Raw genomic sequence first — 17,681 nt, forward strand, 5'->3', positions numbered from 1 at the left:
CAGTTTCTCCATGATCTCAGTTTCTCCATGACCTCGCCCCTCAAGACACCGCTCTGGGATTTCGCGCTCAACCTCTACGGTCGCCCGGGCGTTTCGCCGGCCTGCCTGACCCTGCAGGACGAGGCGGGCATCGACGTGATCCATCTGATCGTCGTTGCCTATGCCGACCACGTCAACAAGCCGCTCGACGCGGACGACATCGCGGCGCTGCGCGAAGCCATGAAGGATTGGCGGGCGGGGGCGGTGCTCCCCTTGCGGGCGGCCCGCCGCTTCCTGAAGGCCCCGCTACCCGTTCTCGATGCTGACAAAGAGGCTCTGCGTGAAGCGGTTAAGGCGGCGGAACTCAAGGCCGAGCAGCTGCAGCTCGCGATGGCCTATGGCTGGCTCACGGCGCGCGCGGAGAAGCCGGGCCTGCCGCTCGCGGAGGCCTTGAGCGATCTGGTGGCGTCGCCCCAGAGCCCGGCCATCAAGACCCCGGCGATCCAGCAAGCCCTCGCGACAATCATCACCGCGGTGAAGACCATCAATCAAGCCTGAACAGCTGGGGCCGCAGAGACACCGCAGTCATGATCAGGCCATGCGCTCCGGCCTTGATTCGCCAGCGGAATCGTAATCCCGGCTGCCTTGCCTTGAGGAACGCACCTTCGACGAATATAGAAATTTTATATTTGCGTAATCGAAGTCAATAACAAATCATCTTCGTAAGAACAATCGTCATTTTTCGATCTATACTGATGTTAGCCTCCGTTATTAACGCATCCGAGCATCGCTTCTTCATGTCCTCACGGTCCGCGCTGAAGAAGCCCGTTCGGAAAGGCCGCGTTGCCCTGGCCTCGCTGATAGCCAAGTTGAGCTGAGATATCGGACGCGGTCACCTCGACCAACGCGAGCAGGTCGGTTTCGCGTTCGGGTGAGAAGCGATACATCGGCACTGTGATGGTAACCGCGGCCCGCGCCCGGCCATCCATATCGCGTACGAGCGCGGCCACCGCGCCTACATCGCTCGCGAATTCGCCCCGGTTGATGGCGCGCCCTTCGGTGCGGATGCGTGGCAGCTCTGACGCCAAAATCGCGGGATCAGTGCAGGTGTGCTCGGTATAACGCGTAAGCGGCTCAGCCAGGATGCGCTCGATCTCCACGTCAGAGGCAAAGGCAAGCAGCAATTTGCCAGAGGCCGTGCAATGGGCGGGGTTGCTTTGGCCAGGCGCCGCATAGTGGGTAATCGCGTTCGTCCCAAGCGCCTGGAAAACACTGACAGCCTGCCCACCGTCCCAGATGCTGAGGTTGACCGTCTCTCCGGAACGCTCGGCGAGCGTGGCGATCCGCGCGCGGGCCGCCTGCGGCAAGCCTGTACCGGACAGGAGTGGCGCGGCCAAGGCGACGAGCCCAAAGCCAAGCCGCACTCCGTCCGTCTGTGGGCTGCGTTCGAGAATATGTTCGGCCACAAGTGTCGCAATCAGCCGTGAGACCGAGCTCTTGTGCAAGCCGATCCGCCTCGCAACCTCCGAAATGGTGATCTCTGGCTGCGCCTGGGCAATGCACCGCAACAGCTCCACGGCGTGGCGCACCGCATGAACGGTTGGCTCGCGCTTGCTCACTTTTTGGGCGGAAGGTTGCTTATCTTTTACGCTCATGTTCGCTAGCCAAACCTTGACTGAATTCGACGTGCCGTGGGAGTATAAATCTGCGCAACGTCGTTGCGCAATAGCCAACGCGTTAATAAAATCCGCAAAACGCGGCAGATCGATCGGTACGGTGGTATGCAAGCGATGGAAACGTTTCGCCAGTTGCTCGACTGGCTCGATGCGAGGGGCGATATTGCCAGGGTTTCACGCGAGGTCGATCCCAGGCATGAGCTGACGGCCGTGATGCGGCACATGCAGAAGGGCAATAACAAGGCGCTTCTGTTCAAGAACGTTAGAGGTAGCGACATACCCGTCGCCACCAATGTGTTCGGCTTTCGCAGCACCGTGGCGGCTTCGCTCGGCCTTGAGGAAGGAAACCTGCTGCGCACCCTGGTCGCGCAGGAAAACCGCCGGCTGCCGGTCGATCGGGTCACGGACGCGCCCGTCCAGGAGATCGTCAAGATCGGCGGCGAGATCGACGTCGCGCGCGACCTTCCTCAGATCGTCTATGCCGAGCACGACGCCGGCGCCTATATCACGGCGGGCGTGCTGATCGCGCCGCATCCGGAGACTGGCGTATATAATGCCTCGTGGAATCGCTGCCAGCTCGTCGGCGACGACAAGCTGCGCGTGCGCATGATGCCACCGCAGCATCTCGGCCGCTACCATGCCGAGGCTGAGGCGAAGGGTCAGAACCTTCCCTGCGCCATCGTCATCGGCGCCCCTCCCGGCCTCATGTTCTCGGCGGCGTCCAAGGTGCCCTACGAGGTGGACGAGCTCGAGGTCGCCGGGGCATGGCAGGGCAAGCCTTTGCGTGTCACCCGCTGCAAGACCATTCCGGTCGATGTTCCGGCCGATGCGGAAATCGTCATCGAGGGTGAGGTCATCTGCGGCACGCGCGAGGACGAAGGCCCCTTCGGCGAATTCACCGACGGCTATGTGCCTGTCATGAAGAACCACGTGTTCAAGGTGAAGGCGATCACCCGTCGGCGCGATGCGGTCTATCACGCGATCCTCGCCGGCGGCACGGAAGATCTCAATCTGGTCGGCGTGCCGATCCAGACGGAAATCTACAAGAAGGTCTCGGCCTTCGTGCCGAAGATCAAGGACATCGCGACCCCTGGCTATGTCTTCGGTTGCGTCATCGCAATCGAAAAGCAGAACGAGGACCAGCCGAAGAACGCGCTGCTCGCGGCGATCGGCGGCTATTCCTGGACGAAGGTCGTCGTCGTCGTCGATGAGGACGTCGATCCCTTCAACGCCGCCGACGTCCTTTGGGCCATCCAGACGCGGTGCACGCCGGAAACCGGGGTCTATGTCGTGCCGCGCATACCGAGCTACACCCGTGAGGATGTGCGCGATGTCCATCGCGGCAAGGTCGGCATTGACGCCACCGTGCCGATCCCCCTTAAGGGACTGTTCGAGCGCAGGCGCTTCCCGGGGGAGGACACCGTTCGTCTGGAGGATTACATCGATGTCGGGCATTAGTATTGAACGGATCGGCGAGGCCCTCGACCACCTCGTCACGGCACCGATGTCGAACTGGACGATCCTCAAGGGCATCCCGCTGCTCAAACTCTACGCCTCTGCCCGTGAGAAAGCCGGCGGCCAGCCGCTGACGCTCGCGGCCAGCCGGCTGCTCGCCGACAACGTCGGCGAAGGCGACACGGTGCTCATCCTCTCCGGCTTCATCATGCGCGGCTATGGCCGGCCGGAGACCGACGGGCCGATCGGCGCCGCCGTCATCGCCAAGGCACTCGCCGTTGGCCTCGGGGCCATCCCTGTCGGCGTGTCCGAAGATTCGGTCGTGCCGTGCATGGAGGCCTGCTTTTCCACGACAGGGCTCATTCCGGCCTCTCTCGACGATATCCATTCCGGGCGCAATCGCTGCGCGCTGGTGGGCTTTCCGGTCGACGCGGCCGAAGCACAAGCGGCGGCCGTCGCCCTGCTCGATCGCCTGAAGCCGAAGGCCCTCGTCGCCGTGGAGCGGCCGGGCGCGGGCAGCGATGGCGAGTATCACGGCGGCGGCGGCTTCGAGATTTCAGCCTTCACGGCCAAGACCGACGTCCTGTTCGCGGAAGCGCGCAAGCGCGGCATTCCGACCATCGGCGTCGGCGATCTCGGCAACGAGCTCGGCATGGGCGTCGTCGCGGACGATGTCCGGCGCGAGGTGCCGCTCGGCGAGACCATCGCGGCTGTCCAGCCGGCGGATGTCGCCGTCATCGCCAATATCTCCAACTGGGGCGCCTACGGCATCGCCGCATGCCTCGCCGCGCTCACCGGCAATGACGCCGCCTTCCATGATGGCGCGGAGGAAGTCCGGCTGATCGAGGCCTGTGTACGCGCCGGCGCCATCGATCCGGTCGGCGGCCAGCTCCGCCTCTATGTGGACGGCACCGATGCCCGCACGAACGCCGCGCTGGTGGATCTCCTGCGCTCCCTCGTCGTGCTGAGCCAACGCGAAAGCGGCAATATCGCCGGCTACCAGACCTCCTGGCAGAAGCTGAAATGAAAACTGCGTTCGCGAGGCCTGACAGCGCGCGCCGGGTGGGGCTCATCATCCCCTCGGTCAATGCCGTCATCGAGCCCGACTGTGCCGCTGTCGCCCCAGTCGGCGTGACGTTCCACGCCACCCGCGTGATGCTGCGAGAGACGACGCCCGAGGGTTTGCGTGCGATGAATGAAGGTGTCGCCGCGGCGGCAGAACTCATCGCCTCCGTCTCTCCCGACGTTGTGGCCTTCGCCTGCACGAGCGGCAGCTTCATCGACGGTGAGGCGGGCCTCGCGCGGCAGCTCGAAACCATCGGCCAGGCGACCGGCTGCCCGGTTGTCTCGACGTCGCGCGCCATCATAGAGGCCTGCTCCGCCCTCGGGTTGCGCCGCCTTGCGCTCGCCACGCCCTATCTCGACGTGATCAACGAGGCGGAGAGCCGCTTCCTCGTGGGCCATGGCCTTGACGTCACCGCCGTGCGCGGCCTCGGACTGTCCGGCAAGGCGATCCGCGAGGTGCCTCCCGCGGAGGTCGCTGCCCTCGTGCGCGCCACCGACACGCCTGACAGCGAGGCGATCTTCGTGAGCTGCACGGATTTCCGCGCGCTGGAAGTGGCCGGCGCCCTGGAAGCGGAACTTGGCAAGCCTGTTCTGACCAGCAACCAGGTCACGCTCTGGGGCATCTTCCGGGCGCTTGGCATCGCTCCAAAATTCCAGTGCTACGGGAGGCTGCTGGCGTGACACTCAATCCGCGCAATGCCGAATTTGCCTCGGTCAGGCTCTATGAGGCAGAGACCTCGGTCGCGACCATCGCCGCCCGGCATGGCCTCGATCCCGCCGGGATTCTCGACTTCTCGCTGAACATCAACCCGTTCGGCCCGCCAAAGGGGGCGATCGCCGCCGCCCAGGCCGCGCTCGGCGCATGCCATCTCTATCCGGACCTCAGGTTCAGCCGGCTCAGGCAGGCGGTGGCGCTGCGGCATGACGTGCCGGAGGACATGCTCTTCTTCGGCGCCGGCCTCGACGATGTCATCAAGCTGCTGATTCATGCCTGGACGAGCGAAGGCTGCACCGTGCTGGTGCATCTGCCGACCTTCCCGCGCTACGAACTCGAGGCCAACCTCCGTGGCTGCCGCGTGGTCGCCGTTGAAAGCCCGTCGCCGGAGAAAACGGACCTCGCGGCCTTCGATGCGGCGCTTGCGCGGGAGGCCGTCGCCCTCGCCTTCATCTGCTCGCCGAACAACCCGACCGGCGAACGCTTCGCGATCGAGACCATCGCCGACCTCGCGACGCGCCACGCGGACACGATTTTCGCGGTCGACGAGGCCTTGATCAATCCCGCCGAAGACGGCGCGATGGCCTTGCCGACGCGGCTCGCCAACGTCGTGGTGCTGCGCACCTTCTCAAAGTACTTCGGCCTGGCGGGGCTGCGCATCGGCTATGCGGTGGCCGATCCCCACCTTGTCGCCGTCGCCGAAGTCGGGCGCCCGCCTTTCAACCTCGCCGTCCCCTCGGTCGAGGCGGCGGTCGCGGCGCTTGCGGACGTCGACTTCCTTGCCCACTGCAAGACCACCTTCGCGGCGGAGAAGGACTTCTTCATCGCGGCCATGGAGGCGATCCCCGGCGTCTCCATCCGGGGTAGCAACGCGAACATGGTCCTTATGGACTTTACGAATCAGGCTCCGGCTGCTGTGGCCGAATCTCTTGCCGCCCAAGGCCTCGTCGTCGCCGATGCGACCTCGTTCCGCGGGCTGGAGCATTATCGCGCACTCAGGGTGTCGCTGCGTGGGCGGGCGGACAACGAAAGACTCGTTGCCGCCATCCGGACCGTCGCTTAGGAGGTCTTGGAGGCATCATGGACCGTTTCCGCATTCCCCCTTCGCTCGATGGCCCCATCGTCGGCATTCTCATCCTCGTCCTGTGGGAAGCCGGCGTGCGGATTGGCGGCGTGCCGGCCTATCTCCTGCCGCCGCCGTCGGCCATCGCGGTGCGTCTCTTCACCGACTGGGACTCGATCCTCTACCATTTCGTCGCCACGACGATCGAAGTCGTCATCGGCTTCCTGCTGGCGATCGTCGTCAGCATCCCGTTGGCAGCACTTCTCGCGCAGATCCGTATCGCGGAGCGGATGCTTTACCCCGTGCTCGTCGCCTCGCAGACCATCCCGAAGGTCGCCATCGCCCCGTTGCTCGTGGTGTGGTTCGGCTTCGGCCTGATGCCGAAGGTTCTCATCGCTTTTCTGATCTGCTTCTTCCCGATCGTCGTCGATTCCCTCGTCGGCTTCCGCTCCGCGCCGAAGGAGGTCAGCTGGCTTGCCCGCTCCATGGGCGCCTCGCGCTGGCAGACCTTCGTGAATTTCCAGGTTCCGGCGGCGCTGCCGCATATCTTCGCAGGCGTCAAGGTCGCGAGCACGCTCGCCATCGTCGGCGCTATCGTCGGCGAGTTCGTGGCCGCTGACCGCGGCCTCGGCTACCAGCTCATCGTCGCCAACGGATCGCTCGACATCACCCTGTCCTTCACCGTGCTCGTGGTGCTGAGCCTCATGGGCGTCGCCTTGTTCGCGCTGGTCGATCGTGTCGAGCGCTGGGCACTGCCCTGGCACGTGTCGCAGCGACTGAAGCACGGAGGCGGCCAATGACCGCGCCAGCACTCGCGCTGACCGACGTCGGCAAGATCTATCGCACCGCAAGCGGACCGGTGCAGGCGCTGGACGGCATCGATTTCCGCATTGCCGAGGGCGAGTTTCTCTCCATTCTCGGACCAAGCGGCTGCGGCAAGAGTACGTTGCTGTCGCTCGCCTCAGGGCTCGAGTTTCCGACTTCCGGGACTGTCGAACAGGCAGGCCGGCGCATCGATCGGCCCGTCACGGACATCGGCATCGTCTTCCAAACCGATGTCCTGCTCGACTGGCGGCGGGTGCTCGACAACGTGATGATCCAGCCGCAGATTCGCGGGCTCGATCTGAAGGTCCACGAGCAAAAGGCGCGTGACCTCCTGGCGCTCGTCGGCCTCGCCGGCTTCGAGGACAAATTCCCTTACGAGCTTTCCGGCGGCATGCGCCAGCGGGTGTCCATCTGCCGGGCCCTCATCCATAACCCGCCGCTCCTTCTTATGGACGAGCCCTTTGGCGCGCTCGATGCCCTGACGCGCGAGCAGATGGTGATGGAACTCCATCAGCTCTGGCTCAAAGAGCGCAAGAGCGTGATGTTCGTCACGCACGACATCCAGGAGGCGATCCTGCTCGCCCAGCGGGTCCTGGTGATGACGCCGCGTCCCGGCCGGATCGCGGAGATCGTGGAGGTCGACCTGCCTTTCCCGCGCAGGCCCGAAACCATGGAGTCACGGCGTTTCGTAGAGATCGTGGCGCATGTGCGCCATCTCTTCGAGCGTCACGGCGTTCTTAAGAAATACTGACAGAGGGGTAAGAGATCATGCTTTCAAGACGTTCATTACTTGCCGGAACGGCTGCTGCCGGCGCCTTCGGCCTCACCGGCGGCCTCGCCCGCGCGCAAGGGCTTACCAAGGCGACCGTGCGGCTTGCCTTCAACTACAACGGCCATCGTTCACCCTATCTCCTGGGCGTGGACAAGGGCTTCTACCGGGAGGAAGGGCTCGACGTCGAGGTGCTCGAGGGCAAGGGCGTCACCTCCTCCATGCAGCTCGTCGCGAGCGGCCAGGACACCTTCACCATCGTCGATCCGCCCTCCCTGATGCTGGGGGCAGCGCAAGGCATGCCCGTGCGCACGGTCGCCCAGATCTACCAGATCAGCCCCAATGCGCTGATCAGCTGGAAGGACCAGAACATCACCAAGCCGTCCGACCTCGTCGGCAAGGTGGTGGCGACGCTGCAGGGCGACACGACCACGACGATGCTCTACGCGCTCCTCGCCAAGAACAACGTGCAGCGCAACGCCGTGCAGATCGTCGCGTCCGACGGCGGCACCCGCACCCAGACGTTCCTGGCGAAGCGCGCGCAGGCGATCACCGGCTTCACCAACGATTCCTACATCGGGCTTGCCGCGACGACGAACAACGAGGTCCAGTGCTTCGCCTATTCCGAGTTCGGTATCGATACCATGGGCGATGGCATTGCCGCGCACAAGGATACGATCGCGTCCTCACCGAAGGTGGTCGCGGGCTTCGTCAAGGCCAGCATCCGGGCCTACCGCTACGCCATCGAAAATCCCGAGGAGGCCGTCGCCTCGCTGATCAAGCGCTCGCCCAGCCTCAAGGCCGAGGTCGAGGTGGCGAAGCTGAAGGCAACCGCGCCTTTGCTGGAGACCGCGGAAACCAAGGCTCATGGCATCGGCTATTCCAGCAAGCAGCGCTGGGAAGAAGCGCAGACCCTGATGAAGGACTTCGGCGGCCTTACGAAGACCGAGGCTGATGTCTCTGTCTTCTACACCAACGAATTCCTGCCGAAGGCGTGAGGACACCATGACGCGCGCAACGCACGGCAGTGGGGCGCCGCGCCGGCTGATCGTCGGCATCAGCGGAGCCTCCGGCATCGTCTACGGTGTGCGTGCGCTCGAAATCCTGCGCCGGCTCGGCATCGAAACGCATCTCGTGATGACGCGTTCGGCGCAGATCACGCTCGCCCATGAAATGTCGCTGAAGGTGGCTGACGTTCATGCCCTGGCGAGCGTCGTGTACAAGGCGGAGGATATCGGCGCCCCGATATCCTCCGGCTCCTTCCGCACCATGGGCATGCTGGTCGCGCCCTGCTCGATCCGCAGTCTGTCGGAAATCGCCAGCGGCGTGACCTCGGGGTTGCTCAGCCGCGCAGCGGACGTCGTTCTCAAGGAGCGCCGGCGCCTCGTCCTCATGGTCCGCGAAACGCCGCTGCATCTCGGTCATCTGCGCAGCATGACGCAGGTGACGGAGATGGGCGCCATCGTCATGCCACCTGTGCCCGCCTTCTACGCGCGGCCTGAGAGCCTCGACGAGATGGTCGCCCATAGCGTGGGGCGGGCTCTCGATCTCTTCGACATCGACGCCGGCACGGTCCGCCGCTGGGGCGAGCCGGCGTCCGACTAAAGCCCCACCTGCCCGGGCTGTTGCAAGCGCCGGGAAGAAATCACTCATCCATTGCTAAGCAGAGCCTGTCCGCGGCAGACGGACTTGCTCGAGGAAATCAAGCACGCCCCGCCAGGAGCCCTCGTCAGCCTTGGCGTTGCCTGATGGCGTACCTCCGCTTGTGAAGGGCACTTTCGATACGGGATGTTCTCGGCTGAGCTGAGTTGTCGGTACGAATGGCAGGTTGATCGAATGCCCCGCATCGTCGAAATCAAGGTGAATGACCGGCTGCCGATGCATATGGGTTCGCAAGGTCGCGACCACCATCCGGGAATAGAGACTGGACGGCCATGCGCGATCATCGCGGCCCGAGATGAGCAATACCGGCCCGCTGATCCTTTCGACCGGAATGCGCGCGAGCGCGGCCAGCGCGCGGTCCTTAAGCCCTTCGAAAAAAACCGAGTGATGGCGGTCCGGTGGTGCGTCTCCCGCCCATGGGTGCCAGTGCACCGCCGCGTTGTCCTGCCAAAGATGGGGTAGCGGCACGCCGCCGCGTGTCCAGGTCACCCCCTTCCAACCGCCGCGGGCGGGATCGCCGGCGCCCTGGGCGCCATGCACCATCGCACCCGGCACATAGGCAATGACGGCCGAGACGAGATCTGGAAAAGTGGCTCCGAGGAGCAATGCCAGCTCGCCACCACGCGATTGGCCGCTGACGGCGACAAATCCGTCGCGCGGCACAAGGTTCCGCCGCGCCCATCTTAAGCCGGCTTCGAAATACTCAAGCGGTGTCTCGGTGATATAAGGCGACAACCCCGGAGCCTTGAAATAGCCAAGCGCAAAGGCCTGGTAGCCATGGGAAGCATAAAGTGCCCCCCGTGGCTCGTTGATGCCGCCGCCGGAACCATTGAGAACGACGACAACCGGGTGTGGCCCGGGGCCGGCCGGTGTGAACAACGTACCGACAAGCCCCTCGTCCCGAATCTCCCGCCGCGCTACGCCCGCGCCCGCGAAGCGCTGCACGAGTTTCGCGCTGAGGCGCTGGTCGTCGCTGGTCACGGCCGTGAGTTCCGTGACCAGCGGCTCCATGACATCGTCAACGAACATGTCCTGGCTTGTGGTCGCGGGATACTGCGCCCACAAAAGCCCCATCGCCGAGACTTCCGCGTAGTCCCCGCCTGCCGGCGCATCGCGGCTGAGATCGACAGTGCCGGCCGCGTCGGCCATGAAGGTCGCCTGACTATCCCAGACGATCCCTTGCGCGCGCCGCGTGCGCGCCGAAATGGCGACGAGTTCATCCGGCTTGAGCCCGGTGACGAGGATCTGACGTGGAAGATCGATCAGCCCATCCGCAGGGCTGACCGTGAGAACTGGAGCGGACATGCGCGTTTCCTGGACGATGACAAATGAGGAAGGCCGTAGCGGAAACTAGAACGCCACCGCCTGCCCATCCTTGCGCGGATCGGAGCCGGCAACATAAGCCGACGGCCCATTGCGCAGGATGGCCTGCGCACCGCCGAATCCGAAGACTGCGTCCGGCGTTTCCACCACGACCTCATGGCCGAGCCGGCGCAACCCCTCGACGAGCGTGGGGTCAAAATTGGCCTCGACCGAAACCTTGCGCCCCTGCATGACGCGCCAGCGCGGCGCGTCGGCAGCCGCCTGCGGGTTCTGGCCGTAACGCAGGATGCGCAACGCCATCTGGAGATGCCCCTGCGCTTGCATGGGCCCGCCCATGACGCCGAAAGCCATCAGGGGATTGCCGGCATGGTCTGTCGCGAAGCCCGGTATGATCGTGTGGAACGGGCGCTTGCGCGGCGCCACCACATTCGGATGGTTCGGTTCCAGGCTGAAGCCCTTGCCCCTGTTCTGCATGCTGATACCGGTTCCCGGCACGACGACGCCCGAACCGAAGCCGGCAAAATTGGACTGGATGAACGAAACCATGCGGCCAGCGGAATCGGCTGCCGCGAGATAGACCGTGCCGCCCGGTCGCGGGGTTCCATGGCCGGGATCGCCCGCCTCGTTCCGATCGATCAGGGCAGCACGCGCCGCGATGTAGGCCGGGTCAAGCAAATCCTCCGGGCGCACCCGCATGGCATCGATATCCGCGACATGGACGGCTATATCGACCAGCGCCGATTTGGTCGCTTCGATCGAAAGGTGCAGCGTTTCGATGTCGTCGACAGGCTTGTCACCAACCCCGAGCGCGTCGAGTATTCCAAGGCCGATAAGGGTCGCGATCCCCTGGCCGTTCGGCGGGATCTCATGCACCGCCGCATCGGCGAAGCGCTGCGAGACAGTCCCGACCCAGTCGACCTTGTGCTCGGCGAGATCCGCCAGACTCATGACGCCGCCGTGGGCGGTACTATGCGCCACCATGCGCTTCGCGAGATCGCCCCGGTAGAAATCCTCACCCTTGCTCGCCACGATGGCCTCGAGCGTCCGCGCGTGATCGGGCAAGCGCACGATCTCACCGGCCTTGGGAACCGCCCCGCCGGGGATAAAGGCATCCGCGAAGCCCGGCCCCTTGCCGAGCCGCCTGGCTCCGAGTTCCCATTGCACGGCGATGATCGGGCTGAGGGGATAGCCGTCACGTGCATAACCGATTGCGGGAGCCGCGATCTCCGTGAGCGGGAGGCTGCCGAACCGCTCCCAGAGCGCGATCCAGGCCGAGACCGCGCCCGGCACGGTCACGCTGTCCCAGCCGAGTTCAGGCATGTGCTTGTGTTGCGCGAAACGCTCCTTCGTCCACGCGGCAGGTGCACGACCGGACGCATTGAGACCATGTAGTTCCTTGCCATCCCACAGGATCGCGAAGGCATCGCTCCCGATGCCGCAACCGGTCGGCTCGACGACTGTCAGCACCATGGCGGCGGCGATGGCGGCATCGACCGCGTTACCGCCGCGCGCCAGCATGAGGAGGCCGGCCTGCGCAGCGAGCGGTTGCGAGGTCGCGACGATGTTCCGCCCGAGGACCGGCGAGCGTTGTGAGGAATATGGCAAGTCGTAGTCCATCAGGCTTCCCTGTTACCGTGGGAGGAGGAGGGGGTGCCACGCATCAGCGACATATGGCTGTGGTTGGCCACCCAGGCATCGCCCACCTTGTCACGAACAAACGACACTGTCGCGCGTCCCTGCCGTGGAAACGGCGTCCCGTCCTCCCGAAAACCGGTTGAATCGAAGAAAGCGAGCCCAACCGCGAAGAGCCGGTCTGGTGAGATGAAGCCGTGGATTTCATCGAGACGGATATGGAAATCCTTGATCGTCGACCAGACGTTGCGCCACTGGTTGCGCTCCGCATCGTCCTTGCCGACGAGAAAATCCGCAAATGTACCGAAGGCGACAAAATCATCGCTCACCCAGTCCCGCGCGCCGGTGAAGTCCAGAGCGTTGACCTGAATGTTCAGGCGCGCGAACCAATCACGGATCGCGGCGATATCATCGGCATGTGGGGCAGGGGTAGTCGTCATTCTTTGCACCGTTTCTGCAAGGCGTCAGCTAGTTCAAAGCCTAGGGGCCAGGGCCCGAAGCCGCTGTCGACGTTGATGTGCCCGGCGTCGTCGAGATCGACGACGCTGCTTCCTAGATCCCGGGCGAGCTCGGTCGAACGCGCGAAGCTCATGTGCGGATCCGTGCGGCTCAAGACCATCGTGGAAGGATATGGCAGAGGCGCGCGCGGCATGGGCGCAAAACTGGCTATCGGCGGATTGGCCGGCGCATGCAGGTCGGCATCGCCTGGCGCGACTAGCAGGGCGGCGCGCACCGGGGAAAGCGGCCGCGTCGCGGCATGGTGAGCAACGAGGATCACGCCAAGACTGTGCGCGATGAGCATGGCCTCGTTTGCGCCGGCGAGCGCTGCGTCGAGACGCGCCAGCCACGCCTCCCGGTCAGGATTGGCCCAGTCGTCCTGCTCCACGATCACAGCTGCCGGGTCGTGCTTCAGCCAGAGCCGCTGCCAATGCCCGGCGCCAGAGCCATGCCAGCCCGGCAGGATGAATCTCTGCATTCTATTTATGCCTTCCCCGTGATGCGCGCGAGATGCTCCCCGAGCCTCTGTGCAAAGGCGTCGTCCAGTTCACCCGCGCCGGCTAGCCCGCCGCCACGCGGCCAATGGCCCCCAGCGTCCATCCACTCCGTCTTGAGGGACGCGAGCAACTCGCGCCAATGCCCGGTGTCTCCGCCGGCTTCGGGATCGATTGCCATGAGGAACACCCCACGCCCCCGGCTGTCGCCGCGCCCCTGCCCCGCAATGCCAGCCAGCAGTTCCACGACAAGACCGAGCAGGGAGCCAGCCCTCCCATCTCGCGGAAGAAGGGCGGCGACATCCGCCGCGATGCTCGTGGGCCGCCCCAGGTGATCAAGTGCCTTGCCGGCCGGCAACTTCCGGCCCGTTGCTCGGGCGTCGCGAACGTCAGCCATCGTCAGGCTCGCCGTGGCCAGATCGACCACAATGCGATCCTCACCCTGCCCGATTGCGAAAGCGAACGGATTGGTGCCGATAACAGCACTTCTGCCGTCGTATGGCGCGACAAATGGTGGCCCTTCGGCTCCGGCGATTCCGACAAGTCCCGCATCGGCAAGGCGTCGTACGAACGGGGCCAGGCGGCCGAAGCCTTTCACACCGCGCAGAAAGAAGGCAGCGACGCCATATTGCCGTGCGGCGAGCTCGATATCGAGGGTCGCATGGGCGACCGCCAAAGGGGCGAAGGAGGCCGAGCAGTCGCGCCACCGCAATGGGCCCTGGTCCGCGCATGCCTCCACTTCCTGTGCCCGGCCAGCCCACTCATCCAGCATGGCGATGCCGAACCGCGGCAGGCCAAGCGCATCGGCCTCGACGAGAGCGGCCGCCGCCAGATCGGCGCCCGCACTGCCTCCCAGGGCGCGCGACAACCGTGCGATGGCCTCAGCGATGGTGATCATTCTGCCGCCCTCTCGACCCGCGCTCCCTGCGCGAGCTCAACCTCGGAGAGATAGCCGAGCGTTATCAACCTCTCGATCAGGAACTGCCGGCTGCTCGCGATATGGCCCGCTTCGATCTGCGCCGCGCGGTTGCCGTCGCCGGCTTCGATGGCATCCACGAGATCGGTATGCTCACCGGAATGTTCCCCCGCCTTGACCGTGAAATCGATGGCGAAACGCAGGAGACGTTCGAGCTCGTCGAACAGGGCCTCCGTCAAGGCGACGACGCGCCTGTTGCGACTGCAGCGCGCGATCGCAACATGAAAACGCCGCGCGACCTGCTGCATCGCACCGATATCGAGCGGCGCCGCATATTCGGCCACGATATGCCGGAGTTCATCGATGTCGGCGGATGTCGCATAGCGGGCCGCCTGGCGCGCGGCATGCGGGCCGATCGCGGCGCGCAGATCCAGGATTTCGTGCACGGCCTGAAAGGTGATGGGAGCGACACGATAGCCGCTGCGCGGCAAGATGATGACCAACCCGTCCCCGGCGAGCTTCTGCATGGCATCGCGAACCGGCGTCTTGGACACGGCATAGCGTCTGGCAATGGCGGCCGCGTCCAGCGTCACGCCGGGCGCGATTTCGCAGCGCATGATGTCTTGCCGCAGCGAGAGATAGATGCGCTCTGATACCGGCACGTTGCTCGGCGCCTGGACGTCATCGGCAGTCATACCGTCATCCTTCCCGTGTTCCCGCCCTATGCCACTAATGTTTCGCCCAGGGCACGAAGCGCCGCTCGAGGAATTCGAGCGCCAGGATAGTGAGATACCCCATCGCGGAGATCACCACGATGCCGACGAACATGCGCGACACGGCGAAGGTCTGCCAGGATGCCCAGATGAAGAAGCCGACGCCGCTGCGCGCACCAAGAAACTCTGCCGCGGCGATGATAATGTAGGAGGATCCAGCGGCGAGCTTCAGCCCGGTGAAGATGCTCGGAAGCGCGGCCGGAAAGGCGATGCGGCGGAAGACCTGGAAGCGCGTGGCACCAGCGTTTTTTGCGACATCCATGTAGATCTGCGGGGTCTGCATGACGCCGCCCATGGTATTGTAAAGCATGAGAAAGAAGACGCCGATGGCGATGACGACGAATTTCGAGGCGTCCCCAACGCCGAAGATCAGAAGGATCAACGGCAGGATGGCAATCTTCGGCACGGGGTAGAGCGCGGAGAAGATCGGCCCGAGCACCCTGCGCACAGGACGGGAACGTCCGAGAATGAGCCCCATTACGACTCCCGGAACAGCGCCCATAACATAGCCCACAGCAACTCGCCGGAGGGTTGCGCCCATGTGATCGAACAGCTCAAAGCTGAGGATCATCCGCCAGGCGGTCTGCGCTATGGCGCTCGGCGCCGGGAAGAAACGGCGGTCAATCAGGTTGAACTGCGCGGACAGCTCCCACAAAAGCAGCAAAAGGAGCGGGCTGAAATAGGAGAAGACGCGGAATATCCGCTCGCGACGCGCTGGCGCCTTCAAACGGTTGAGTTCATCGTCCGACAGTCTTGCGGGAATGGCACTCATCTTCAGGTCCTCGCGGGCGCGGCCAGGAGACGCCACACCTCATAGGTCAGATCCCAAAAGCGCTTGTCGCGCCGCATCTCGACGACATCGCGCGGCCGCTCGAACGGTACGGCGAGGTCGGCCACGATGGTGCCCGGTCGCGGAGACATGACGAGCACGCGATCCGCAAGGGTCAGGGCCTCGTCGACGCTGTGCGTGATGAAGACGACAGTCTTGCCCGTCTTTTCCCAGATGCGGAGCAGTTCCTGCTGCAACACCAGACGCGTTTGCTCATCGAGCGCGCCGAAGGGCTCGTCCATGAGCAGGATCTCGCGATCATCGACCAGCGCACGCGCCACGGAGACACGCTGCTTCATGCCGCCCGACAACTGGTGCGGCCGGGCATTGGCGAAATCCGTGAGGCCGGTGAGCTCAAGCAACTCCCGCACCCGGACATTCTGCTTTTCCCGCGTCACACCTTTGAGACTAAGCGGGAAGGCAATGTTCTCAGACACGGTCAGCCACGGCAGCACCGAGGCCTCCTGAAATACCATGGCTGGTGGCGAGCCGCTGTGCAGCCTGACCGTGCCGCTCAGTTGCTGCTCGAGATCCGCGAGAATACGCAGTACCGTCGTCTTGCCACAGCCGCTCGGTCCCACGATGCAGACGAACTCCCCACGCGTCACGGTGAAGTTGACGTCGGAGGCCGCGACCGTCACGCGATCGCCTTCACCATCGTAGAAAGCCTTGGTGAGATGGCTCACCTCGATCGCGGCGTCGGTCCCGCGCGAGCGCCGTGAGCGATCGATTTCGAATACGGCCGCCATCACGGCTTGCTCGCGGCCAGCTCGTTGGCGCGCTTCAGAAGATCGGCGCGATAGACGGAGTCAATATTCGCCTGCCCCTGATATTCGAGGGCGCCTCGCTTGCGGAAGAACTCCTCCTGCTCGCGCACGGAGGCCATATCGATGGCGCCATCCTCCGATCGCACCGTGTAGGAAATACCCTGAAGCGTGTCACGTTCGGTGCCGGTGTATCTCGCCACGATGTCGAGGATCTTGTCGTCCTTCCAGCCGCCCTTGTCGAGAAGCCGGGCCGCCTTGAGATAGGCCGCCATGAAACGCACGACGGCGTCTTCATTCTTCTCCACAAACTCCTTGTTGAAGGCAATGAAGCCGAGTTCGGTGCCAAAGGTGTGATCTTCGACAAGGCGGCGGCCGAGACCTTGCTTCTCGAGCTGCAGGGCAAAGGGCTCTATGCTCCAGCCGGCTTCCAGCCCGCCATTGGCGAAGGCAGCCGCCGTTGCGGGCGGCGGCAGATAGACAGCCTCAACGTCGTCGACTGTAAGGCCGCCCTTTTCCAGCGCCTTGGCCACGGAAAACATGCCGAAGCCGCCCGGGCCGGGAATGCCGACACGCTTGCCTTTCAGGTCCGCGACCTTGCGAATGCCCGCGTCCCAAGCCTTCTGCGACACCATGAACGGTGAAGGCGACGGGACTGTGCCCGGCATCTTCGCCGAGGTCGCGATGATCGCAACCGTCGCGCCACGGTCGATCGCGTTGAAAAGACCAGCGCCCCAGGTTGCCGCCCCCGCCTCTACGTTGCCGGAGGCAAGAAGCTGGATCGTCTCCGCGGTGCCTCCCTTGGGCGATAGCGTCACATCAACGCCGAAGTCTTTGAAATAACCGAGCTCTTTGGCGACGAAGAAGGGCGCGTAGTCCGCGAAGGGTGAGTAGAGAAACTCGACCTTAGGTGTCTTCTGTGCCTCAGCGCCGGGGATTGCGCCCAGAAGAACGCCCGCTGCCAACGCTGATACGACAAAACCGCGACGATTCACTGAACGCATGTCCCACGCTCCCGAGCACGCTACCGCGCCTGCCGGCCGGATTCCGGCCATGATTTCCCGACCTCTGCCCACCCCGTCTCCGAGGCCTCGCAATCTCGCGCATTTGACTTAGGTCAACTTGGGAATCAGATTGCAACTAATGCATCAGATTTGCAAACTGATATCTTCAAGAATCCGCATAATTTTGTGTTTTTTAATAAACAACGAAATTCTGCGTGGAATATGAGGCCGGGTTTTGC

General features: G+C 64.2%; 19 protein-coding genes. 9 read left to right on the forward strand and 10 right to left on the reverse strand.

The annotated features are described in order from the left end of the window. Nucleotides 1–27: 27 nt before the first annotated feature. On the forward strand, nt 28–537 hold the full coding sequence (locus KIO74_RS23350; protein WP_213337239.1) for a TIGR02444 family protein: 510 nt from the start codon (nt 28–30) through the stop codon (nt 535–537). 245 nt (nt 538–782) lie between these two features. Here KIO74_RS23350 and KIO74_RS23355 read toward each other — a convergent pair whose 3' ends face one another. After that, nucleotides 783–1,634, reverse strand: a complete 852-nt coding sequence (locus KIO74_RS23355; RefSeq protein ID WP_213337242.1) for an IclR family transcriptional regulator — start codon at nt 1,632–1,634, stop codon at nt 783–785. A 135-nt stretch (nt 1,635–1,769) separates the two neighbouring features. On the opposite strand from KIO74_RS23355, the gene KIO74_RS23360 reads away from it, so the two are divergent. Genes KIO74_RS23360 through KIO74_RS23395 form a run of 8 tightly spaced genes read left to right on the forward strand, consistent with a single transcriptional unit; the run spans nt 1,770 to nt 9,152 of the window. After that, nucleotides 1,770–3,113 (forward strand): UbiD family decarboxylase, encoded by a 1,344-nt coding sequence (locus KIO74_RS23360; protein WP_213337245.1) that lies wholly within the window; start codon nt 1,770–1,772, stop codon nt 3,111–3,113. Beyond that, complete coding sequence (locus tag KIO74_RS23365; RefSeq protein WP_213337247.1) at nt 3,100–4,137, forward strand: DUF4392 domain-containing protein; 1,038 nt, start codon at nt 3,100–3,102, stop codon at nt 4,135–4,137. Before KIO74_RS23360 ends, KIO74_RS23365 begins: the two co-directional genes overlap by 14 nt. Beyond that, on the forward strand, nt 4,134–4,856 hold the full coding sequence (locus KIO74_RS23370) for a maleate cis-trans isomerase family protein (protein WP_213337250.1): 723 nt from the start codon (nt 4,134–4,136) through the stop codon (nt 4,854–4,856). The genes KIO74_RS23365 and KIO74_RS23370 overlap by 4 nt, the downstream gene beginning before the upstream one ends. Then, the gene (locus KIO74_RS23375; protein ID WP_213337252.1) at nt 4,853–5,953 is read left to right on the forward strand and encodes a pyridoxal phosphate-dependent aminotransferase; all 1,101 of its coding nucleotides are present in this window, start codon (nt 4,853–4,855) and stop codon (nt 5,951–5,953) included. The genes KIO74_RS23370 and KIO74_RS23375 overlap by 4 nt, the downstream gene beginning before the upstream one ends. A gap of 17 nt (nt 5,954–5,970) precedes the next feature. Further along, on the forward strand, nt 5,971–6,753 hold the full coding sequence (locus KIO74_RS23380; protein ID WP_213337254.1) for an ABC transporter permease: 783 nt from the start codon (nt 5,971–5,973) through the stop codon (nt 6,751–6,753). Beyond that, nucleotides 6,750–7,529, forward strand: coding sequence for an ABC transporter ATP-binding protein (locus KIO74_RS23385; RefSeq protein WP_213337256.1), 780 nt, complete (start codon nt 6,750–6,752; stop codon nt 7,527–7,529). The genes KIO74_RS23380 and KIO74_RS23385 overlap by 4 nt, the downstream gene beginning before the upstream one ends. A gap of 17 nt (nt 7,530–7,546) precedes the next feature. Continuing rightward, nucleotides 7,547–8,545 carry an ABC transporter substrate-binding protein gene (locus tag KIO74_RS23390; RefSeq protein WP_213337258.1) on the forward strand — a complete coding sequence of 333 codons (999 nt, stop codon included), beginning with the start codon at nt 7,547–7,549 and terminating at the stop codon, nt 8,543–8,545. Nucleotides 8,546–8,552: 7 nt separating this feature from the next. Further along, the gene (locus KIO74_RS23395) at nt 8,553–9,152 is read left to right on the forward strand and encodes a UbiX family flavin prenyltransferase (protein ID WP_213337260.1); all 600 of its coding nucleotides are present in this window, start codon (nt 8,553–8,555) and stop codon (nt 9,150–9,152) included. A gap of 54 nt (nt 9,153–9,206) precedes the next feature. Here KIO74_RS23395 and KIO74_RS23400 read toward each other — a convergent pair whose 3' ends face one another. The 9 genes from KIO74_RS23400 to KIO74_RS23440 are packed head-to-tail and all read right to left on the reverse strand — an operon-like array spanning nt 9,207 to nt 17,442. Continuing rightward, a complete protein-coding gene (locus KIO74_RS23400) occupies nt 9,207–10,514 on the reverse strand; it encodes an acyl-CoA thioesterase/BAAT N-terminal domain-containing protein (RefSeq protein ID WP_213337263.1) in 1,308 nt (435 codons plus the stop codon). Between the two features lie 45 nt (nt 10,515–10,559). Next, nucleotides 10,560–12,149 carry a gamma-glutamyltransferase family protein gene (locus tag KIO74_RS23405; RefSeq protein ID WP_213337266.1) on the reverse strand — a complete coding sequence of 530 codons (1,590 nt, stop codon included), beginning with the start codon at nt 12,147–12,149 and terminating at the stop codon, nt 10,560–10,562. Then, nucleotides 12,149–12,604 (reverse strand): YybH family protein, encoded by a 456-nt coding sequence (locus KIO74_RS23410; protein WP_213337267.1) that lies wholly within the window; start codon nt 12,602–12,604, stop codon nt 12,149–12,151. Before KIO74_RS23410 ends, KIO74_RS23405 begins: the two co-directional genes overlap by 1 nt. Beyond that, the gene (locus KIO74_RS23415; protein ID WP_213337270.1) at nt 12,601–13,140 is read right to left on the reverse strand and encodes an RBBP9/YdeN family alpha/beta hydrolase; all 540 of its coding nucleotides are present in this window, start codon (nt 13,138–13,140) and stop codon (nt 12,601–12,603) included. The genes KIO74_RS23410 and KIO74_RS23415 overlap by 4 nt, the downstream gene beginning before the upstream one ends. Nucleotides 13,141–13,145: 5 nt before the next feature. After that, complete coding sequence (locus tag KIO74_RS23420; RefSeq protein ID WP_213337272.1) at nt 13,146–14,054, reverse strand: Ldh family oxidoreductase; 909 nt, start codon at nt 14,052–14,054, stop codon at nt 13,146–13,148. Beyond that, nucleotides 14,051–14,767, reverse strand: a complete 717-nt coding sequence (locus KIO74_RS23425) for a GntR family transcriptional regulator (protein ID WP_213337274.1) — start codon at nt 14,765–14,767, stop codon at nt 14,051–14,053. Before KIO74_RS23425 ends, KIO74_RS23420 begins: the two co-directional genes overlap by 4 nt. A 34-nt stretch (nt 14,768–14,801) precedes the next feature. Next, nucleotides 14,802–15,617 carry an ABC transporter permease gene (locus tag KIO74_RS23430; RefSeq protein WP_213337276.1) on the reverse strand — a complete coding sequence of 272 codons (816 nt, stop codon included), beginning with the start codon at nt 15,615–15,617 and terminating at the stop codon, nt 14,802–14,804. Between the two features lie 2 nt (nt 15,618–15,619). Next, nucleotides 15,620–16,423 (reverse strand): ABC transporter ATP-binding protein, encoded by an 804-nt coding sequence (locus tag KIO74_RS23435; RefSeq protein ID WP_213337278.1) that lies wholly within the window; start codon nt 16,421–16,423, stop codon nt 15,620–15,622. Next, a complete protein-coding gene (locus KIO74_RS23440; protein WP_213337280.1) occupies nt 16,423–17,442 on the reverse strand; it encodes an ABC transporter substrate-binding protein in 1,020 nt (339 codons plus the stop codon). The genes KIO74_RS23435 and KIO74_RS23440 overlap by 1 nt, the downstream gene beginning before the upstream one ends. Between the last annotated feature and the right edge of the window lie 239 nt (nt 17,443–17,681).

Origin of the sequence: Chelatococcus sp. HY11 (assembly GCF_018398335.1) — a bacterium.
In the GTDB taxonomy this organism is placed as follows: domain Bacteria; phylum Pseudomonadota; class Alphaproteobacteria; order Rhizobiales; family Beijerinckiaceae; genus Chelatococcus.